General features: G+C 44.3%; 19 protein-coding genes. 2 read left to right on the top strand and 17 right to left on the bottom strand.

The window, feature by feature from the left end:
• Positions 1 to 70: 70 nt before the first annotated feature.
• From hflC to lgt, 17 genes are all read right to left on the bottom strand, one after another.
• Positions 71 to 943, bottom strand: coding sequence for a protease modulator HflC (gene hflC, locus VIG27_RS10535; protein ID WP_394522468.1), 873 nt, complete (start codon positions 941 to 943; stop codon positions 71 to 73).
• Complete coding sequence (gene hflK, locus VIG27_RS10540; protein WP_394522469.1) at positions 940 to 1,929, bottom strand: FtsH protease activity modulator HflK; 990 nt, start codon at positions 1,927 to 1,929, stop codon at positions 940 to 942. The genes hflC and hflK overlap by 4 nt, the downstream gene beginning before the upstream one ends.
• 253 nt (positions 1,930 to 2,182) lie before the next feature.
• Positions 2,183 to 3,178, bottom strand: a complete 996-nt coding sequence (locus VIG27_RS10545; RefSeq protein WP_394522471.1) for a hypothetical protein — start codon at positions 3,176 to 3,178, stop codon at positions 2,183 to 2,185.
• Between the two features lie 13 nt (positions 3,179 to 3,191).
• Positions 3,192 to 3,518, bottom strand: a complete 327-nt coding sequence (locus tag VIG27_RS10550; RefSeq protein WP_394522472.1) for a hypothetical protein — start codon at positions 3,516 to 3,518, stop codon at positions 3,192 to 3,194.
• A gap of 65 nt (positions 3,519 to 3,583) precedes the next feature.
• A complete protein-coding gene (ftsZ, locus tag VIG27_RS10555; protein WP_394522473.1) occupies positions 3,584 to 4,888 on the bottom strand; it encodes a cell division protein FtsZ in 1,305 nt (434 codons plus the stop codon).
• Between the two features lie 118 nt (positions 4,889 to 5,006).
• The gene (locus VIG27_RS10560; RefSeq protein WP_394522474.1) at positions 5,007 to 5,735 is read right to left on the bottom strand and encodes a cell division protein FtsQ/DivIB; all 729 of its coding nucleotides are present in this window, start codon (positions 5,733 to 5,735) and stop codon (positions 5,007 to 5,009) included.
• Positions 5,732 to 6,982: a UDP-N-acetylglucosamine 1-carboxyvinyltransferase gene (gene murA / locus VIG27_RS10565; protein ID WP_394522476.1), complete on the bottom strand. Its 1,251-nt coding sequence runs from the start codon at positions 6,980 to 6,982 to the stop codon at positions 5,732 to 5,734. Before murA ends, VIG27_RS10560 begins: the two co-directional genes overlap by 4 nt.
• A gap of 68 nt (positions 6,983 to 7,050) precedes the next feature.
• Positions 7,051 to 8,202, bottom strand: a complete 1,152-nt coding sequence (locus tag VIG27_RS10570) for an FtsW/RodA/SpoVE family cell cycle protein (protein WP_394522477.1) — start codon at positions 8,200 to 8,202, stop codon at positions 7,051 to 7,053.
• Positions 8,203 to 8,244: 42 nt separating this feature from the next.
• Entirely contained in the window at positions 8,245 to 9,591 is a 1,347-nt protein-coding gene (gene murD, locus VIG27_RS10575) for a UDP-N-acetylmuramoyl-L-alanine--D-glutamate ligase (RefSeq protein ID WP_394522478.1), read from the bottom strand.
• A 12-nt stretch (positions 9,592 to 9,603) separates the two neighbouring features.
• Complete coding sequence (gene mraY, locus VIG27_RS10580; protein WP_394522479.1) at positions 9,604 to 10,572, bottom strand: phospho-N-acetylmuramoyl-pentapeptide-transferase; 969 nt, start codon at positions 10,570 to 10,572, stop codon at positions 9,604 to 9,606.
• Positions 10,573 to 10,647: 75 nt separating this feature from the next.
• Complete coding sequence (locus tag VIG27_RS10585; protein ID WP_394522480.1) at positions 10,648 to 12,408, bottom strand: peptidoglycan D,D-transpeptidase FtsI family protein; 1,761 nt, start codon at positions 12,406 to 12,408, stop codon at positions 10,648 to 10,650.
• 72 nt (positions 12,409 to 12,480) lie between these two features.
• Positions 12,481 to 14,736, bottom strand: a complete 2,256-nt coding sequence (locus VIG27_RS10590) for a peptidoglycan D,D-transpeptidase FtsI family protein (protein ID WP_394522481.1) — start codon at positions 14,734 to 14,736, stop codon at positions 12,481 to 12,483.
• Positions 14,714 to 15,196 (bottom strand): cell division protein FtsL, encoded by a 483-nt coding sequence (locus VIG27_RS10595; protein WP_394522482.1) that lies wholly within the window; start codon positions 15,194 to 15,196, stop codon positions 14,714 to 14,716. Before VIG27_RS10595 ends, VIG27_RS10590 begins: the two co-directional genes overlap by 23 nt.
• Before the next feature lie 17 nt (positions 15,197 to 15,213).
• Positions 15,214 to 16,152 carry a 16S rRNA (cytosine(1402)-N(4))-methyltransferase RsmH gene (gene rsmH / locus VIG27_RS10600; protein WP_394522483.1) on the bottom strand — a complete coding sequence of 313 codons (939 nt, stop codon included), beginning with the start codon at positions 16,150 to 16,152 and terminating at the stop codon, positions 15,214 to 15,216.
• Positions 16,149 to 16,574: a division/cell wall cluster transcriptional repressor MraZ gene (gene mraZ, locus VIG27_RS10605; RefSeq protein ID WP_394522484.1), complete on the bottom strand. Its 426-nt coding sequence runs from the start codon at positions 16,572 to 16,574 to the stop codon at positions 16,149 to 16,151. Before mraZ ends, rsmH begins: the two co-directional genes overlap by 4 nt.
• Before the next feature lie 358 nt (positions 16,575 to 16,932).
• Entirely contained in the window at positions 16,933 to 17,085 is a 153-nt protein-coding gene (locus VIG27_RS10610) for a Spo0E family sporulation regulatory protein-aspartic acid phosphatase (protein WP_242842191.1), read from the bottom strand.
• A 1-nt stretch (position 17,086) separates the two neighbouring features.
• On the bottom strand, positions 17,087 to 17,965 hold the full coding sequence (gene lgt, locus VIG27_RS10615; RefSeq protein ID WP_394522485.1) for a prolipoprotein diacylglyceryl transferase: 879 nt from the start codon (positions 17,963 to 17,965) through the stop codon (positions 17,087 to 17,089).
• Between the two features lie 206 nt (positions 17,966 to 18,171).
• On the opposite strand from lgt, the gene ychF reads away from it, so the two are divergent.
• Complete coding sequence (ychF, locus tag VIG27_RS10620; protein WP_394522486.1) at positions 18,172 to 19,269, top strand: redox-regulated ATPase YchF; 1,098 nt, start codon at positions 18,172 to 18,174, stop codon at positions 19,267 to 19,269.
• 148 nt (positions 19,270 to 19,417) lie between these two features.
• A complete protein-coding gene (locus tag VIG27_RS10625; RefSeq protein WP_394527503.1) occupies positions 19,418 to 20,077 on the top strand; it encodes a formate/nitrite transporter family protein in 660 nt (219 codons plus the stop codon).
• Positions 20,078 to 20,087 lie beyond the last annotated feature (10 nt).

The raw sequence follows: 20,087 nt of genomic DNA on the forward strand, positions 1-20,087 counted from the left end.
TTTCGCTTCTTTTATCTTTTAACACTTTACCACAAAAAATTCGTTCCTGCAACCATTTACGGCCGGTAAATCAACGAGCGGTAAATATCTGCGCCAGCGGAGAATTTTCCGGCAGAATCAAGGTATTATTTTTCCCGGTCAGGGAATTTCTGGCTGCTTCCAGAGAACGGACAAAGGAATAAAAATCGGCTTTCTGAGCATCATTATAGGATTCAGCCAGGATTCTCATGTACTCTGCTTCGCCTTCTGCCGTTATGGTCGCCGCCTGGGCCTGGGCATCTGAAATGCTGATTGCAATTTCCCTGTCTGTTGTATTTTGTATTTTCTTAGCCTCCGCCTGACCCTCTGCCGTATAGGTAGCGGCAATCTTATCACGCTCGGATATCATCCGCTCATAGACGGCAGCCTTATTGTCCACCGGAAGATCAAGACGTTTGGTTTCCACAGCCAGAAGCTTGATGCCGTACTGGACCATATTTTCGCCTACGTTATTCATGATTGCCTGAGAAAGTTCTTCATCCCGGCTGCTGATCACATCATTCTGGCTCATGCTGCTGATCACGTTCTTTACGGAGTTATATACCACGGTATCAATTCTTGCCTCCGCATTGGTAATGGAGGAATTTAAGGACTGGGCAAACTTCAAAGGATCTTCGATCCGCCATAACACATAGCTGTCGCTTAGCATGGTCTTTTTATCCTTGGTGATTACATCCGATGCTGCCAGATCATAAATCAGGATCTGCCTGGGAAGGGTATCCGCCGTCTGAATAAATGGAATCTTCATGGATAAACCGGCGGTTCCAATCACCCGTTCCACACGTCCGAACTGACGGATCAATTTATATTCATTTTCATTTGTAATTACAACACAGCCCAATAATACGATTACCACTGCCAATGCTGCAAACGCCAAAGCCGCTTTTTTTAATCTTTTTCTCATTCCGTTTTCTCCTTTTCTCCATTGGTTTTACCATCCCCGCTGGCTCCGGTAAAGCTGTCAAGGGGTAATATCGTACTGGTCTTATCCGTCCCGTCTATAATCACCTTCATATCCGGCAGTACCTTTTCCATGGTTTCATAAAACATTCTTTTTTTGGTTACTTCGGGATTCTTCTGATACTCGATATACATGGCGTTAAATTTGGCAACCTCCGCATTGGCTTCATTGATTCTTTTCGCTTTCGTGGATTCTGCCTCCTGCAATATCTTATCGGTCTGGGCAGTTGCCTCAGGCAGCTTCTCATTCCGGTACTTGTTGGCGTTGTTGATGGCCGTTTCCTTTCCCTGCTTTGCGGTTTCTACCGCTTTAAAGGCTTCCATGACCTCTTTTGTCGGCGGCTCGGAGTCCTGAATGGTCACGTTTACGACCGTCAGGCCAATGTCGTGCCCTTCCAGCTTTTCCATGATCATCTGCTTGATCTTAGACTGGATTTCATTCTTCCCTGTAGTCAGCACCGAATCCACATCATAGCTTCCGATCACCGTGCGGATGCAGCTTTTGGTAATGCTCTGCAAAACCTTTAAAGGATCTTCCGACTCATAAACGGCCCTTACCGGGTCTGCCACCTTATACTCTACGAAAAAATCCACATTTACAAAGTTATAATCCTTTGTAATCATCAAAGAGTCTTCTTCCTTGCTTTCATTGTCGTTGGGATCATAGCCGATTGCAAATCCCTGGATCGTGGTATTGACCTTTTTAACACTTTGGACAAACGGAATCTTAAAATGAAGTCCCGGCTCTGCTACCGTTCTTGCTTTTCCCAAGGTAGTCACTACAGCCTGTTCCTGCTCCTGAATATTGTATAATGACCCAAAACCGATAACCGGAATAGCCACAATAAGAACAGCTGCGATTCCTGATTTCTTCAAAATCCTTTTCAACTTTTTCAAAACCTCATTCTTTTGGGGATCCATTGTTTCCATAATACGGCTCCTTTCTTTACCTACCCTTTATTTTATGCTCTCGTAAAGGAAATAAAAAAGACTCTTACTGACACCTCTTAGGGCATCAATAAAAGTCTTGCACATTTCATAAGGATGCGGATAAATCGCTTTACCGTTTTGACGCAATCTTATCCAGCTCAACGCTGGCAGCTACTCCCTTTTACGATTGGCATGATTATATCAGATCTAAGATCTTATGTCAATCAAAAACCAACAGTTTTTCGTAAAACGGTCACAATTCGTTGTTTTCCGACGATGGAAAGTCATGAAAAGAAACAGCAGCACGAACCATATCCCCCTCCCGGTAAACAGAGACCCGAAACATTCCCTCCGCAAGATCCACCATATCTCCCTGGGTAAGTCCGGCTCGTATCCTTTCCATCAGAATTGGAAGACTGCTTTCCTCTTTGGAGACACCACCAGCGGTCTCCGTAAGCTCAAAGAAATGTTCCAGATAATCCAGACAAGCTTCCTCATTATTCATGGAAGAAATGTAATCATGCATCTCACCGGTTCCAGTATCATAATTCACTTCCACATACTGGTAAACATATCCTTCCTCATCCGGATTTAACTGGCTGGTCTTTTCATCTTCCAGGTAATAACCGATAAAGGTCTCATAATAGGAAACCCAGCCATCTTCCAGCTCTAACTCATAGTTATCCGAATATAAGTCTTCCGGCATAAGCTGATATCCATAGTTGTTTTCATTTATGTATTGACCCATACCATCTGCAATGGTCTTTCCGTCTACCGGAAAATGAGTATATCCGTCGCATGGGATGCCGTCAGCAATGACTTTTTCTTCCGAGAGGGGAGCAATGCCGGGATCTTCCGAGGGTGCTGCCGTTTCATAGCTGATATTACGGTCCAGAATCTGATCCGCCTTCCTCATCACATCGGGAGCTGCTCCTGCAATTACAAAAAACAAAGTGGCAAGCCCTGCTATAGGTATGTGAAATTTCCTTCCCTGTGCTTTCCGCTCATGGCCTGAAGAATCCGGTATGGTTGCGGGGCTTGGCGCAGCAGTCCGGCCAGGTATTGCTGCACCGCCTTGCGTTCCAGTCCGGGGCGGCACAGATCTGGGATTTTCATTTTCCGGCCGCTTTTCATTTAAATAATAATTAACTTCCCATAAAACAGGCCGGCGTATCACCTTCTTACACTGTCTGCAGTAGTTCACTTCATTGACCGGAAGATCGCAAATCGGACAAATCTTTCTCTTCATGACAATTATCCTCCTATCCGAGCACCAGGTGAGCTACGGCAATCTCATCGTCCTCCCGAAAACCCTGGGCACAGACCTGAATGTTATATACATATGCTTCTTCCAATCCGGTGATCCCAACAATTTCTGCTATGGTTTTTCCCTCCTGGGCCAGAGTAAGTACTTTATGAACATCAGCTACGGTTTTTTTCAATCTCTCATCAGCAGGATCAAAAGACAGCTTTTCCCCTTGTTCCAAATCTGATTCCGTTATAAAATCCTCCAGGGACAGATTCCGTTCTCCATCTCCATTGTTGTAATAATCCTCAGAAATCTCCCAATCCTTTTGTTTTTCAGACATACTGTCACTCCTTTCCAAAACAGGCAGGTTCGTCGGAACCTGCCTGATATGTAACATAATATGCTTTATCTTTTATTTCTTAAAAAATCTGGTATGTTAATCTGTACTTCTTTATTCACCGTGGGACGATAAGGCTGTCCGCCTTGCTGCGGAGTGCTCTGAGGATTATTCTGTCCGTTATAATTCGGCTTCTGATAATTGGAACCTGCATAGCCCTGATTGTTATAATTCTGATTGTTGTTGTAAGCAGGAGCAGAATAGTTTCCGTTGTTGTAGTGCTGGTTAAGGTTCTGGTTATATCCAGGAGTTGCTGCAGTAGCTGCCGCTTCCTGGTTCCCCGGCTGATTCTGTGCTGCTTTTGGCTGTTTAAAGTTTGGATTGGAGAAATTGGTCATAACCTTGGATACCGGTGTCTCTGCCTGCATATCAAGTCCCGTAGCAATAACGGTGATGCTGGCTTCATCCTGGGCATTCTCATCATACATGGCACCAAAGATGATGTTCGCATCGTCTCCTGCCATCTCCTGTACATAGCTTGCTGCTTCATTGGCCTCAATCAGGCTGATATCACCAGAAATATTAATAATCACGTGGGAAGCGCCTTCAATGGTTGTTTCAAGCAGCGGACTGGAAACTGCCTGTTTCACAGCTTCCAGGGCTTTCTCATCACCCTTTGCATGACCGATACCGATATGGGCAATGCCTTTGTCTGTCATAACAGTCTGAACATCTGCAAAGTCCAGGTTGATAAGTCCAGGCACGTTAATCAAGTCGGTAATCCCCTGAACTGCCTGCTGAAGCACTTCATCTGCTTTTTTAAGTGCATCCGGCATGGTTGTGCGTCTGTCTACGATCTCCAAAAGGCGGTCGTTTGGAATAACAATTAAAGTATCAACACTTTCTTTTAACCGCTCAATACCGGCAATTGCATTGGACATACGGGTTCTTGCTTCAAAACGGAAGGGCTTTGTGACAACACCGACAGTCAGTATTCCCATGTCCTTGGCGATCTTTGCAACCACAGGAGCCGCTCCGGTCCCGGTTCCGCCTCCCATACCGCAGGTAACAAATACCATATCGGCACCCTTCATGGCCTGAGCCAGCTCGTCCGCATTCTCCTCTGCTGCCTTTTCGCCCATCTCAGGCTTTGCACCTGCACCAAGCCCCTTGGTCAGCTTTTCTCCGATCTGCATCGCAGTTGGAGCCTTGCAAAACTGCAGTGCCTGCTTGTCCGTGTTAATACCAAGAAATTCCACACCAGCGATATTCTCATCGATCATGCGGTTCACCGCATTGTTTCCGGCACCGCCTACTCCGATAACCAGAATTCTTGCGGCATTGTCCGCCTCATTTATCTTAATCTCTAACAAGATTATATCCTCCTTTAACCATAAACAGCTTACTTTATAAACCTAATTAATATAATATTTGATTTTAACAAAAATATCAACTATTTTTTAAACAAAATTGCTTGCAAATTATGTAAATTCATTTGTCCTTTACAAACCGATAAGAAGTGACAGTTTTCGCCTCATCGTAAGTATCCAGATATAAAATCCCTTTAAGCCCTGATAAAACGGGCATTTGATCCTTCAGCTCGGAGACCTTTCCGTTCATCTGATCATTGCTTCCCAGATAAACTCTGATGCTTCCCATCACCAGGGTGGCATTCCCTTTGGAATCGTACTGGATCTGATCCACAGCAATTCCGTGGGTGGATAACAGCTGGGTCAATGTCAGGATCTGATCAAAGATCCTGCTGTTTTCCACCGGCAGGGGTTGGTGCAGGGCAATATGCCCATACTCCAGCCCCACAATCTTTGGAGTGCCGGGCAGCTGTCCGCTGGAGCTTTCTACGATGATTCCGTCTTTATCAAAATACATATAGCTGCCCATATAGGAAACATATCCCACTACAGATTTCTCATAGACGATCACTTCCACTTTTACCGGGCTTTGGAATACGATTTTATAATCCTCCACAAAAGGAATCTGCTCATGTTCTTTAAAGCGGTTCTTATAGAAACAAAAAATCGCATTCCGGTCCCAACGGTCTTTAAACAAAAGATTGACGATCTGTTCGGAAGTATATTTTTTATTGCCTGTCACTGTAATTTCCTTGATCTGAAGTGACAGGAAAGCTGCACCTCCCAGCAAAACCACTGCTGCCGCGATAGCTATTATTATTTTTCTTCTGCTGCTTTTTAGATCTCTCATTCTATCCCTCTGATTGTGGCACCAAGACTGCTTAAATCCCGGCAGATGTCTTCATATCCACGTTCAATGTGATAACATTCATGGATTTCCGTCAGGCCCTCACACGCCAGGCCTGCAATCACAAGCGCTGCGCCACCCCGCAGATCAGGAGCGGTTACCCGGTTTCCTGCCAGCGGATAATGGCCATGGACAATGGCTTGTTTTCCTTCGATTACAATGTCTGCCCCCAGTTTTTTAAGTTCCTGCGCAGTTCCAAACCTTCCTTCAAAAATAGTTTCCGTCAGTCTTCCGCTCCCCTGTCCGGAGGCCATTACCGCCATCATCGGAGACTGAAGATCTGTGGGAAATCCTGGATAAGGTTCTGTTACTGCATCAGCACAGCGGGGTCTCCCCTTCATGGAAACTTCCAGACCATTTTTATAGGATCTTAGCTCCGCACCCATTTTCTCTGAAAGAGACAGGGCGGCCGTTAAATCCGCAGGCCGGATTCCATTGATAAAGACACTCCCTTCTGCGGCCATCACAGCCGCTAAGTACGTTCCCGCAACAATCCGGTCACCTGCAACCGAAAACTCTGAATCATGAAAGCCTGTTACACCTGTGACCGCCAGCCTTGATGTCCCAATTCCTTCAATCCTGGCCCCCATGTTGTTTAGGAAATCACAGAGTGCGGTGATCTCAGGCTCTTTTGCAGCTCCTTTTATGATTGTTACTCCCCGGGCATTGACGGAGGCCAGAAGTGCATTCTCCGTTGCTCCCACACTGGGAAATGGAAACTCAATCTCAGCCCCCGTCAGGGTTTTGGCTGACACAATAAGTTTTTCAGCTTTTTCCTCTACCTCCGCACCCAGCTTGCGAAACGCAGACAGATGCAGATCAATAGGCCTCTCCCCAATGGAGCAGCCCCCCGGAAAGCTTGTAACTGCAAGACCGGACCTTCCAAGAAGCGGGCCGGATAATATAATGGAGGAACGCATGCTTTTTATATAATCTTCCGGAATTTCCGCCTGAGTAAGTGTTGCTGCGTCGATAACCAATGTATTATCTTCCAGCCGGCAAATACAGCCAATACGCTGAAGTATCCCCAGCATACAGAACACATCCTGTATCCTGGGGACATTATGAATCACTGTTGTACCTTTATGGAGAACCGCCGCTGCCATCATTGGCAGAACAGCATTCTTGGAACCCTGAATTTTTATCTCACCTTTTAAGGATCGTAACCCCTGGACCTGTATGACTGACAATCCGGTACCTCCCATGGCTTCTTATATACTATCCTATGTTAAAAGTGAGAGAATGGTATCAAATCTTATCATTTTTCCAGTTTTATCTGGTTAGAAACGCTTAGAACCATACCCATTTCTATCATAAGAAACAGGACTGAAGTACCTCCGTAGCTGATAAACGGAAGGGTAATCCCGGTATTTGGTATGGTGTTGGTAACGACTGCAATATTAAGGATTACCTGAATGGCAATATGCCCCATGACTCCAACCACCAACAGTGAACCGAATAAATCAGGCGCATTATCTGCAATCAGCATAAAACGGTAGATCATGAAAAGAAAGATCAGGATCACAGACACCGCTCCAAAAAGTCCCAGTTCTTCACAAATAATGGAAAAAATCATATCATTCTGCGCCTCAGGCACAAATCCCATCTTCTGTATGCTCTCTCCCAGTCCTCTTCCTACCAAACCGCCCGAACCAATGGCATAAAGTCCCTGAAGCACCTGATACCCTCCGGTGGATGGATATGCCTCCGGTTCCAGCCAGACCAGAATCCGCCCAAGCTGATAATCATGTAAAATATTGAGTTTTTCCAGGAAGGTAGCTAATGGACCAGCAAATGCCAATAGGCCGACTCCCGCGAATCCACAGGCGAAGAATGGCCATTTCTTTTTGCACGCCACAAACAGCATGACAAAGGCAATTCCGACGATGATGATACCGGAACTTAAATTGTTTGCAGCTACGATTCCTGCAATAGGAAGTGCCGTTACAATTACAAGAATAATTCCATTTCTTGTATTGATATTTTTGCCCATCTGTACAATCATAGCAGCCAGCATGACGATAAGGGCAATCTTTACAAATTCCGTAGGCTGAAAGGAAAGGGCCCCAACCCCCAGCCATCTTTTTTTACCATTACGCTCAATTCCAAACAGGGACACGGCAATCATAAGAACATACGAGAGGATATAAGCAAATACTGCAAACTTCGCATACCAATGATAATCCATTTTGGATATCACAATCATAATAGCAAAGCCTCCCAGTGCTATTTGGGCCTGCCTCATCATAAAATAAGCGGCATTGCCAAATTTAAGCTGGGCTGCATAGGAACTGGCACTGTATATCATTACCAATCCAAAAACAGTCAGGAATATAACAGTAAACAAAAGGCTGTAATCATAAAAACGGCGCGGCTTATTTTTCTTTTTCACTGGCCTTTTTTCCGCCATATCATTCCTCCTTGCCAACCATACTCCGACGCAATAGCAGCATTACAGATTGCGGACGCACTCTTTAAAGATGTCACCGCGCTCCTCATAGCACCGAAACATTCCCCAGCTGGCGCATGCCGGTGAAAGGAGCACATAATCTCCGCTATTGGCATAGGAAGCGCAAACACTGACTGCCTCCTGCATGTCTTCCGCATACATCACATTCGTAAAGCCATGCCTTGCGGCACATTCAGCAATCTTTTCCCTTGTCTGTCCCAGCAAAACCATATAACGGACTTTTCCTTCAAAGGATTCGATCCACTCGTCATATTCAGAGTTTTTATCGTATCCTCCTGCAATCACAATGGTTGGCCCAGGCATAGCCTTGATTGCCTGAATGGCCGCATCCGGATTGGTTCCCTTGGAATCATTATAATATTTAACTCCCGCCTTTTCAGCTACAAACTCGATCCGGTGCTCCACCGCTTTAAATTCACAGATCACCTTTTTTATAATATCCAAAGGAACTCCCATCTCCATAGAGATGGCAACCGCTGCCATAACATTCTCATGATTGTGCCTGCCAAGAAGCTTTAAATCTCCTGTGGATACAATCTCCTGCCGCTTTCCAAGATGGTTAAAGACAATCAGGTCGCCCTCCATGCAGTAGCCCTCTTCGAGTTTCCCACGGCTGCTGAAATAGACAACCTTGGGTTTTATGGTTTTGCCAAATTCACGCAGAACAGGATCATCATAGTTTAAAATACAGCACTCCTGCTCTCCCTGATTTTGTGTAATGCTTTCTTTTACTTTTATGTAACAATCCATAGTTTTATGACGATTTAAGTGATCCGGCGTTATATTAAGGATGGCACTGACATTTGGTTTAAAGTCAGTTATGGTCTCCAGCTGAAAGCTGCTGATCTCAGCCACGGTCACCGAATCTTCCGTCGTCTTTAACGCTTCCTCCGTATAAGGAATCCCAATATTCCCTACTACAAACACATGATCGTAATAAGCTTTCATGATCTCCCCGGTAAGAGCCGTGGTGGTTGTCTTACCATTGGTCCCCGTGATAGCTGCCAGTTTTCCCCTGGCATGATGATAAGCCAGCTGAATCTCGCTCCAAATAGGAATATCAGCCTCTTTTAAAACGGAAACAAACGGAGCATCCAGTGAAATTCCAGGACTAATGATACAAAGGTCAACCTCCTTTATATCTTCTTTTCGTAATTCTCCAAGCAAAACGCGAATGGCTCCTTCGCCTTTAAACTGGTTTAACAGCTCATCCTTCTTTATGGCATCATTGCTGTCATAAAGAATCACTTCATCACCTGTTTTAAGTATCAGCCTGGAGGCGGCGACTCCACTCTTTCCGCTGCCGGCAACTAAAATTTTCTGACTCATATGGTTTTTCTCCTATAATCCAAGGTATGCAAGCAGGCAAAGAACCGCTGTCATGATAGCAAACACTGCAACCACCCGTGTTTCCGACCATCCGCTAAGTTCAAAATGGTGATGGATGGGAGCCATCTTAAAGATTCTTTTCCCGCCTGTTTTTTTAAAATATGTCACCTGAAGGATGACCGATAAGACTTCCAGCAAATAAATAAAACCAATGATGGCTATAAATATAGGAATCTGCATCATGAAAGCACTGGAGGCCACAAATCCTCCTAGTCCAAGAGAACCGGTGTCTCCCATAAAGACTCTTGCCGGATACACATTGAATAATAAAAATCCAAGCAGGCTTCCAACAACCGCACCGGTGATAGGACTGATCCCCGTCTTTTCTCCAATGGCTACTACAGTCAGGAAGGTGGCGACCAGAATGGTTACGCTGGTACAAAGTCCATCAAGACCATCGGTAAAGTTCACACCGTTGTCCGTTCCGATTACAATAAAAAATACTGCCGGAACAAAAAATATCCCCAGATTCAGATACAGTCCCTTATCAAAACCGCCGGTAAACGGAATCAGCATACCGGTGCCTACATCTTTTGAATGGACCAGATAGTAAGCAAAAATCCCTGTGATGATTAACTGTCCTGCCATCTTCTGAATTGGTGTAAGTCCTTCGGACCGCTTCATCACGATCTTGATGTAATCATCAAGAAATCCTACAATTCCAAATCCAACAGTCATAAACAGCACTGGAATGATCTTTGGATAATCCCTGATATAAAACAAGGACGTGATGATAACGCTGGTTAAAATAATGAGCCCTCCCATAGTCGGAGTACCCTGTTTTTTCAAATGGCTCTCCGGTCCTTCCTTACGGACCTCCTGGCCAAATTTCAGCCTATGGAGAAATGGGATTACTATGGGACACAGCATAGCGCTGATGGCAAAAGCTATGATAATAGCCAGAATCGTTTCGTTAATCATCTCACACCTCAATATTTTATGTATTCGTATATCAAAAGTACACAGTAAGTAGTATACGTCTTTTTACCTGAATAATCAACCACTGATTCGAAACGTAGAAACAGTTTTTTCCTCTGTTGGCTCAATTCCCAAATAAGGAAGAATATTCTTAAAAACGTCCGCGATGACCGGTGCAGCAATGGTTCCTCCATAGTAGATCCCCTCTGGTTCATCAATGGTAATCAATGCAATCACCTGGGGATTATCTGCGGGCGCAAAGCCTACAAAGGAAGATATATACTTTTTTAAGCTTCTGGGAAGCTTTTCAGACGTAGCAGTTTTACCGCCGATCCGATACCCTTCCAGTTTTGCTCTTTTCCCGCTTCCTTCAGATACTACCTGTTCCAGAATATAGCGCATGGTTTCACTTGTCTGGGGAGATACAATTCCCTTTTTTACCGGATAAGTAAAATTATGGGATGTTTCTCCATCCGGGCTGACTGCTTTTACTCCAAAATGAGGCGTGATCCGGTTGCCGCCGTTTACAATTGATGCGGAGGTAGTAATAAGCTGCATGGGCGTAATCTGGAATGACTGTCCGAAAGACACAGTCGCCAGCTCCACCAGGCCCATATCCTGTTTCCGGTGCATAATCGTTGATGCTTCTCCGGGAATGTCGATCCCTGTCTTTCCTTTTAACCCAAACTGTTCAAAATATTTGTAGTAATTATCCACACCCAGCCGCTGTCCTACATCAATCAGAACCGGGTTACAGGAATTCATCATTCCCTGAAGAAATGTTTCTGAACCATGACCGCCTACTTTGTGGCATCTTATCTTCCGGTCCTCAACCACGCGGAATCCGGGACAGGAAAAATGATCGTCAAGCTTTACCACTCCGGCTTCCAGTCCGGCCGCCGCAGTAATGATCTTAAAGGTGGAACCCGGCTCATACGTATCATTGATGCTGGGATTTCTCCACATCTGGTTCAACAGATCCTGTTTTTCTTTGTCTGTAGCAGGAATCTCAGCTGTTGTATTTAGTGTAAACGGATCATTCAAATTAAATTCAGGTGCATTGACCATAGCCATTATTTCCCCATTCTGAGGATTCATAACAATAATCGACACCTTTTTTGCATGTTTTCTCTCCATGACCTGATAAGCTGCCTGTTCGCAATATCTTTGTATGTTCACATCCAGACTGATCTGCAAATCCTGACCTGCAACCGGCTCAATCCGGTCTTCTGCCGCATTTTCAATCTCGATTCCCGCTGCATCTGACATGGTTAAAATCTTTCCGTTTGTTCCTTTTAAATACTGTTCGTATTTTACTTCCAGACCGATGATCCCCTGATTATCTCCTCCGGTGAATCCCAATACCTTTGAAGCAAGGGTATCATATGGGTAATACCGTTTGTAATCTTCATCCACCTTGACACCTGCCAGGTGATAAGTCCTGATCTGGTCTCCCAGGGCCTTGTCTACATTGGTTTTAATAATTTCCCTGGAACTGTATTTCTTTACCTTTTTACGAACTTCATCTTCACTGATCCCCAGTTCTTTGGACAAGACCGCCACCACCTCATCCGGCTGTTTGATCTGATTGTGAATGACTGAAATCGTACATACCGTCCGGTTGGTAGCGATGACGGTACCATTGGCATCAACGATATTCCCCCGGGCAGCCTTTATGGTCCTTTCCCGCTCATGGAGATCCTCAGCCATCGCACTGTAATGCTCGGAACGGAATATCATCAGAAAAATAAGCCGCCCCATAAGTCCTGTCATGGCAAGAAATAACAGGAAAAACAGGAGGGCTATTTTCTCTCTGTGATGTGTTTTGTTTGAATTCATACACTGCTCCACCGCCATTATTGTTACAGTATATGAATGTCTGCTTTTTTTATGAGCCCTCCAGAGTTTTTTCTACTGGGCTGAGGTTTCTTCCTCTGATGCCTGCGGACTCTCAGAGGAATCTCCTGTCTCTCCCGGTACGCCGCCTGGCAAAACAGAATCTTCTCCCTCCGGCCTGTTGACGTATTCCTCCGAAGGATTTAAGTATTCATCCGGAACCTGTTTCCCATTTTCCATCGTGGGTGCTGGTACGGATGTCTCCGCCGCGCCCGCTTCTTCTGCCGTAGTCTCCTTCTCAGAGCCAGCCTTTGTTTCGCTGGTGATGCCTTCCTGCTTTGGAAGCTTGGAGGCTTCATCAGATGGAAGCGTTGCATCAACATCCGTATCAGGGAACACATTTAAATAAGGTAGAATCTCCGTCATAATCTTGCGGAAAACTTCACTGGCATACGTGCTGTGAGGCTGATCCTCCACATGAGGCTCATCAATGACGACATATACCAAAACCTGAGGATTGTCTGCAGGCGCATATCCGCAAAAAGATACCACATAGTTTGTCTTATCACGAGGGAATTTCTCGGCAGTTCCGGTCTTTCCGGCAACTTTATATCCCGCCACCCTGGCTGCCCCGCCGGTACCGCCTTCTGCATTAACCGTCTTAAACAGGGCTTCATTAATAAATTTTGTGGTCGACTCAGAAACGGTTTCCCGAACAAGCACAGGATCTACTTTTTTAATTACAGAGCCCTGCTCGTTCAATATCTGTTTTACCACATGAGGCTCATAATAAGATCCGCCGTTAATGACAGAGCAGTAAGCGGCTGCCATCTGGATCATTGTGGAGTTAAAGTTCTGGCCAAATGAGTTTGTGGCCAGATCTGCATCACCGGCCGTATCCGCTTTATAGATATTGGTCTTATTATCAGCTTCCCCCGGAAGGTCGATTCCTGTTTTAGAACCAAATCCAAAAATCTGCTGATATTTATAGAACTTTTCCTTTCCCATCTGACTGGCAATCCGCATCATAACCACGTTGCAGGACTTCATCAGTCCCTGTTCCACCGTGATAAGGCCATGTCCATATCTGCTGACACAATGGATCTTATGTCCTCCCACTTCCAAAAAGCGATTGCACTCATAGGTCTCTTTCCCTGTAATTGCCCCTTCTTCCAGGGCCGCAGATACGGTAAATATTTTCTCCGTGGAACCAGGCTCAAACCCATCACTGATGGTAAAATTTCGCCAGGTCTGATTCCATGCCACCTGGGTCCCCAAAGACATAATCTGTTCATTGCTGTAATGCTTGGTAACCGTATCCGCAGTCAGCGGCTCGGAATTTTTGTTTTTCCGCTTGTAATCATCAATGGCTTCCTGAATCCCAAGCTGACGCAGCACCTCATCCGTATATTCCGGTCTTAGGGTTCGCGGATTATTTAAATCAAAGGATTTGCCATCGGCCATTGCCAGCACTTCTGCATTGTTCGGGTCCATGACAATGACACCGATTTGTTTGCTGCCCGTCTGCTGCTGCCATTCATTTATGTACTTCTCTACAATTTTCTGTATGTTGGCATCAATGGTAGAAACCACGGTATTTCCGTTGGTGGCAGGTTTGATCACCCTTTCCAGATTGGAGTCATCATTTAAATACCCATATTCTCTTCCATTGGTTCCCATAAGCGTGGAATTATAAAACTGTTCGATTCCGCCGGTGCCGCTCATACCGTCACTATTAGAAAATCCAATGACTTTGCTGCCCAACGAATTATATGGATAAACCCTCTTATATTCATCTTCAAACCAGATGCCCTTAATGTTTTTTCCGGCCTTTTTCAGTTCTGAGGATTTATCGGATTTATACTTTTCATATTTGGCTTTATCATCATAAGTCAGCTGTTTTGCATAGCGCACGTACTGCTTGTCTTTCTTTTCCTGAATCAGATTCATGATTTCCGTACGGTCGTAACCAAAGCATTCTGTAAGTGCATTCACCGAAGCTTCCAGATAGGCGTCCGGGTCAGTCATGATCTGCTTGGGATCAAGAATCAGATTATAGACTTTTTCGCTGGCTGCCAGATAGGTTCCGTTCCGGTCCATAATATCCCCCCGTTTAAACGGGATCACGCGGCTGTCATACTCCTGCTGGGACAGCACGATCTGGTTATAGTCTTCTTTTTTATTGGTCATCAGATTATAAAGGACCATAACCAATGCAAACAAAGCCAGCGTAATTACAAGAACCGTAATCGCCAGCTTTTCCTGCATATAACGTGGGAATACCTTACTCTTATTATTCCTGTATTTTTTAGTGTTTCGGGATGTCCTCATTCTGTCTTACATACTCACTTTCCGTTTTATCATAGTGAAGGATCTGGCCCTTGTTTGCATAGACCATACCAAGTTCCTCAGTGGCTACTTTATACACATGATCCAAATCAACGGAAGTATTAATACTCATTTCCAGTGCATTATTTTCAGTTCTTAACTTCTCTAACTGTGCTTCCTTTACCTCAATTCCGTGAATGCTGGTTGTAATCGACGATTGCAGATGTAAGTATTTTACACATAAGCAGAGCGTAAAGACTACAGCAACCGTCAGCATAAGAACGTAAGGCAAATCCATCTGCAGAGCTTTTTCACGATTCCGGCGGACTCTGTTATTGACAGACGGCCGGCGGACTTTATCTGGCGTATGAACCGGCATACGGGCCGGCATGGCTTTACGGACAGTGTTTCCATGTACATAAGCTGTATTCCCGTAGGAACGCACATTCTTTTTGGCAGCCACTCGAATTTCCTCCCTTATTAAACTCGTTCAAACACCCGAAGCTTTGAACTCTTCGAACGCTTATTGTCTTCGATCTCTTCCTCCGTAGGTATTACAGGTTTTCTTGTAATCACCTTTCCCTTGCTTTCTCTGCCGCATACACAAATCGGAAAATCCGGCGGACAAATACATGGATTCTCATTGGTCTTAAATCTCGTCTTTACAATTCTGTCTTCCAGAGAATGGAATGTGATAACGGATAAGCGTCCGCCCGGATTTAACAGATCAATCATTGCATCAAGGGATTGGCTTAATACCTCCAGTTCCTTATTGAGTTCAATCCGTATAGCCTGAAATGTCTTTTTCGAGGGATGTCCTCCCACCGCTCTCACTTTTGCAGGAATGGCCCCTTTAATGATCTCTGTCAGTTCTCCGGTGGTTTCTATGGGCTTTGATTCTCTGGCCTTTACAATATGCTTTGCAATATTCTTCGCAAACTTGTCCTCTCCGTAATCCCGAATGATACGGTATAAATCAAATTCACTGTAATTGTTGATAATGTCGGCTGCCGTCTGTTCATTCCTTTGGTCCATCCGCATATCAAGCGGTGCCTGGTCTTCCCGATAGGTAAATCCCCTCTCCGGCATATCCAGCTGATAAGAAGAGACTCCCAGGTCCAGATATATCCCATCCACCTTTTCAATTCCCAAATTTTTTAAAACTGTCTGTATATTTACGTAATTGCTTCTTACGACTGTCACTTGATCCTTGTAATCCTTCAGCCGTTCTGTAGCTGCCTGAATGGCATCTGCATCCTGATCAATTCCGATTAATCTTCCGTATTCTCCGAGACGCTTACATACCTCCAACGCATGTCCGCCGCCTCCCAGTGTTCCGTCCACATAAATCCCGTCCGGCTTTACATTCAGGCTGTCAATGGTCTCATAAAGCAGCACTGACTTGTGTTCAAACATCATATTCCAAGTCCTTCCATAGCTTCCGCAATTTCTTCCATATCATCATAAGTATTGGCTGCTGTCCATGCATCCCTGCTCCAAATTTCAATCCGGCTTCCTACACCTACAAGGACTGCCTCCTTATCAATGCCTGCATGTTCCCTGAGCACTGCCGGAAGCAGAATTCTTCCCTGCTTGTCCACTTCACAGGAGGTTGCACCCGCCAGGAAAAATCTCGAGAACTTTCTGGCATTGGTATTGGTTAAGGGCAGGCTTTTCAGTTTTTCCTCCAGGGCTGTCCACTCCTTATTGTCATACACAAATAAACAGCCGTCCAAGCCCTTCGTCACGACGAATTCTTCTCCAAGCTGCTCTCTGAATTTTGACGGGACAATGAGACGTCCCTTCGCATCGACTGTATGATTGTATTCGCCCATGAACATACCAATCACCTGCTTGTACAACGGCAGGAGGTTTAAACCACTTTCCCTCCATCTTCTACCACTTTGTACCACTTTCCTCCACTTGTAACTTAATTTTAGTACATTTACCGGGAAATAGCAAGAAGATTTTTGAATAATTTTCATTGATTCGGTTACAAACAGCTGGATACCCATATGCTTCCAAAAATTTCCATAATCAGACAAATTAAGGCTTTTTTTCAGCACCACTACAATTGCTTCTTATTATAATGGGCATTATGATCAAAATTATGATAATGTTTTATGGCATAAAAAAACACGGGGAGGTTTTCCTTCCCGCGTTCCATAAAATTATCCTAAAATCCTTTTTATTTCTGCTTTAATAACCAGCTTCAATATATTGTTCAATTAATTTATCCAGTTCTACACTCCTAAGATAAATAACATCTCCGTCATCATGATCAATACTTTTATTTAATCTTTCCCTTGCTTCCTCGATATTTCTAATCAACTCTTCTTTTGAAATCATCATATCATGTTTCTCCTTTGCTCTTTTTTCTAATCTGTCTGTGTTGGAAGAAGAGCACAAGAGTAGATATCACTACCAGAATAAATGACAGTGCCTGTGACACTGCAATGCCAGTACCAAAGAACATTAGCTGGTCCGTACGGATTCCTTCTATCCATACTCGCCCCAATCCATAGCCAAGCAGGTAGATAAGAAAAATCTCCCCATCAAATCGTTTGCGTTTCCTGTACCAGAGCAAGAATGCAAGTACACAAAGATTCCAGACTGACTCATAAAAGAAGGTTGGATGTACTTGTATATACTCTATGCCATCTTTCACGATCAAATGGTTCAAAAGTTCTTTCGATATCATATTCTCATTAACCAGCGCTCTTCTGATTCTCATAGCAAACAGGCCGTCGGTATATCCGCCAAACGCTTCGCAATTAAAGAAGTTTCCCCATCTTCCTATAATTTGCCCGGTTATCAGTCCAAGACATCCTGTGTCCGCCAAAGAAAAGAAGGAAAGTTTCTTCACCTTGGTATAGACGATCAGAGTTATGGCAGCTCCTATAATGCCTCCATAAATTGCCAGTCCCCCTGCCCTTAGATTGAAAATTTGTAACAGGTCGTCTTTATAATTAGCCCAGTCAAAAACCACATAATATATTCTGGCACTTATAATAGAAACTACGATTGCATACAGGGCAAAATCCAGATAAATTTCCGGGTCTTGTCCTCTTCGTTTTGCATCATTTACTGCAACCCAGAGGCCTGTCAAAATTCCAATCCCAATGATAATCCCGTAGAATGCAATGCGGAACCCAAATATCGAGATACTGTTTTGCAAATGGTCAATGGTGATTCCCAAATGCACAAAACTAATATCTGCCGTATTTGCCATTCGTCTTCTCCTTTCGATGTTTTCTTTATTTTACCCCGTGAAAACACAAAAATCAAACAGATTCGCCCGACATATTCAACTATATTTCGACAAAGGATATGATTCTTGCGTTTTTCTCTTTTTTTTTTACGGATAATATGATATTCTATATTAGTTACAGCGAAAAATCAACCATGAATATAAACAATATTAGGAAGGTAATTGCTATGAAATTAGGTATTGTCGGATTACCGAACGTAGGTAAAAGCACTTTATTCAATTCTCTTACAAAGGCCGGGGCAGAATCTGCCAACTATCCATTCTGTACCATTGATCCAAACGTCGGAGTCGTTCCCGTTCCGGATGTGCGCTTAGGACAGCTGGCTGAACTATATAATTCCGCTAAAATCGTTCCGGCTGTCATTGAATTTGTGGATATTGCAGGACTTGTAAAGGGAGCTTCCAAAGGCGAAGGTCTGGGCAACCAGTTTCTTTCCAACATCCGCGAAGTAGATGCCATTGTACACGTGGTACGCTGCTTTGAAGATGCCAACGTCATCCATGTAGACGGAAGTGTAGACCCGCTGCGTGACATTGAAACCATTGATCTGGAGCTGATCTTTTCCGATCTTGAAATCTTAGACCGCCGGATCGCAAAAACTGCCAAGGGTGCCATGAACGATAAATCTCTGGCAAAAGAACTGGACATGTTAAAGAGAATCAAATCCCATTTAGAAGATGGCAATCTGGCAAGAAGCATGGAGATCGACGATGCAGATGAAATTGAATTTGTATCCTCCCTCAATCTTCTCACCTACAAACCGGTAATCTTTGCCGCTAATGTATGCGAAGATGATCTGGCCGACGACGGCGCATCAAACGAATATGTAGCAAGGGTACGGGAATTCGCCAAAGCAAACAACAGCGAGGTATTCGTCATCTGCGCACAGATCGAGCAGGAAATCTCCGAACTGGAGGAGGACGAGAAAAAGATGTTCTTAGAGGATCTTGGTCTTACCGAATCCGGTCTTGAAAAGCTGATCAGCGCCAGCTATCACCTGCTTGGACTTATCAGCTACTTAACTGCAGGTCCAATGGAAACAAGAGCCTGGACCATCAAAAAAGGAACAAAGGCTCCCCAGGCTGCCGGAAAGATCCACTCCGATTTTGAACGTGGTTTCATTCGGGCAGAAGTGATTAACTTCCAGGATCTTCTGGACTGCAAAAGTTACAATGCAGCAAAGGAAAAGGGCCTGGTCCGTTCCGAAGGCAAGGAATATGTGGTAAAGGATGGAGATGTGGTCCTGTTCCGTTTTAATGTATAAAGCACTCTCGCCGGCGTTGAAAAGCGCCGGTTTTTTTTGTCTTTTTTAGGAATCATGATAATTTATGTCATTAGTGCGATTGAACTTGTAAACTCCTTTTCTTATGCTATAATATGACAAGGCTAAAGACAAAAAACCTTCTTACGCTCTGGCAGAAGGTTTCAAGAAAAGGAGTATTGGAATGAAAGCATTGATAAAAGCAATCGCTGCAGGAATCTGTATCAGCGTGGGCGGAGTGATTTACCTGACTCTTGACAACCGCATTGCCGGTTCTTTTTTATTTTGCATCGGTTTATTTACGATCTACACATTCGGTTTTAACCTCTATACCGGAAAGGTATGTTACATCGTTTATGAAAAGCCTTCCTACTTATTGAATGTCCTCATTGTATACATAGGAAATCTGGCAGGTACGGTTGGCTCAGGTTTGATTTTCCGTCATACGAAGCTGGCAAAATTAACGGAGCATGCCGCTGAAATTGTGAATTTGAAGTTGACGGATACTTTATTCAGCACCTTTGTCATGGCCTTTATGTGCGGAGTTATGATGTGCATAGCCGTCATCGGCTTCCAGACGATCAAAGACAGCGTGGGAAAGCACCTGGCTCTCACCCTTCCTATCATGGTGTTTATCCTTTCCGGCTTTGAACACAGCATTGCCGATATGTTCTACTTTACAATGGGAGGTGCCTGGGGAGAAAAGGCAGTCCTCTACATACTTATCATTTCCTTAGGGAACATGGCAGGGGGAAGTATGATCCCCTTGCTGAAAAAATGTTTGAAAGAAGAGTTTCCGGTTTTGCATTAATTTCAACAAA

The sequence above is a fragment of the Lacrimispora sinapis genome (genome assembly GCF_043633585.1).
Taxonomy (GTDB): domain Bacteria; phylum Bacillota; class Clostridia; order Lachnospirales; family Lachnospiraceae; genus Lacrimispora; species Lacrimispora sinapis.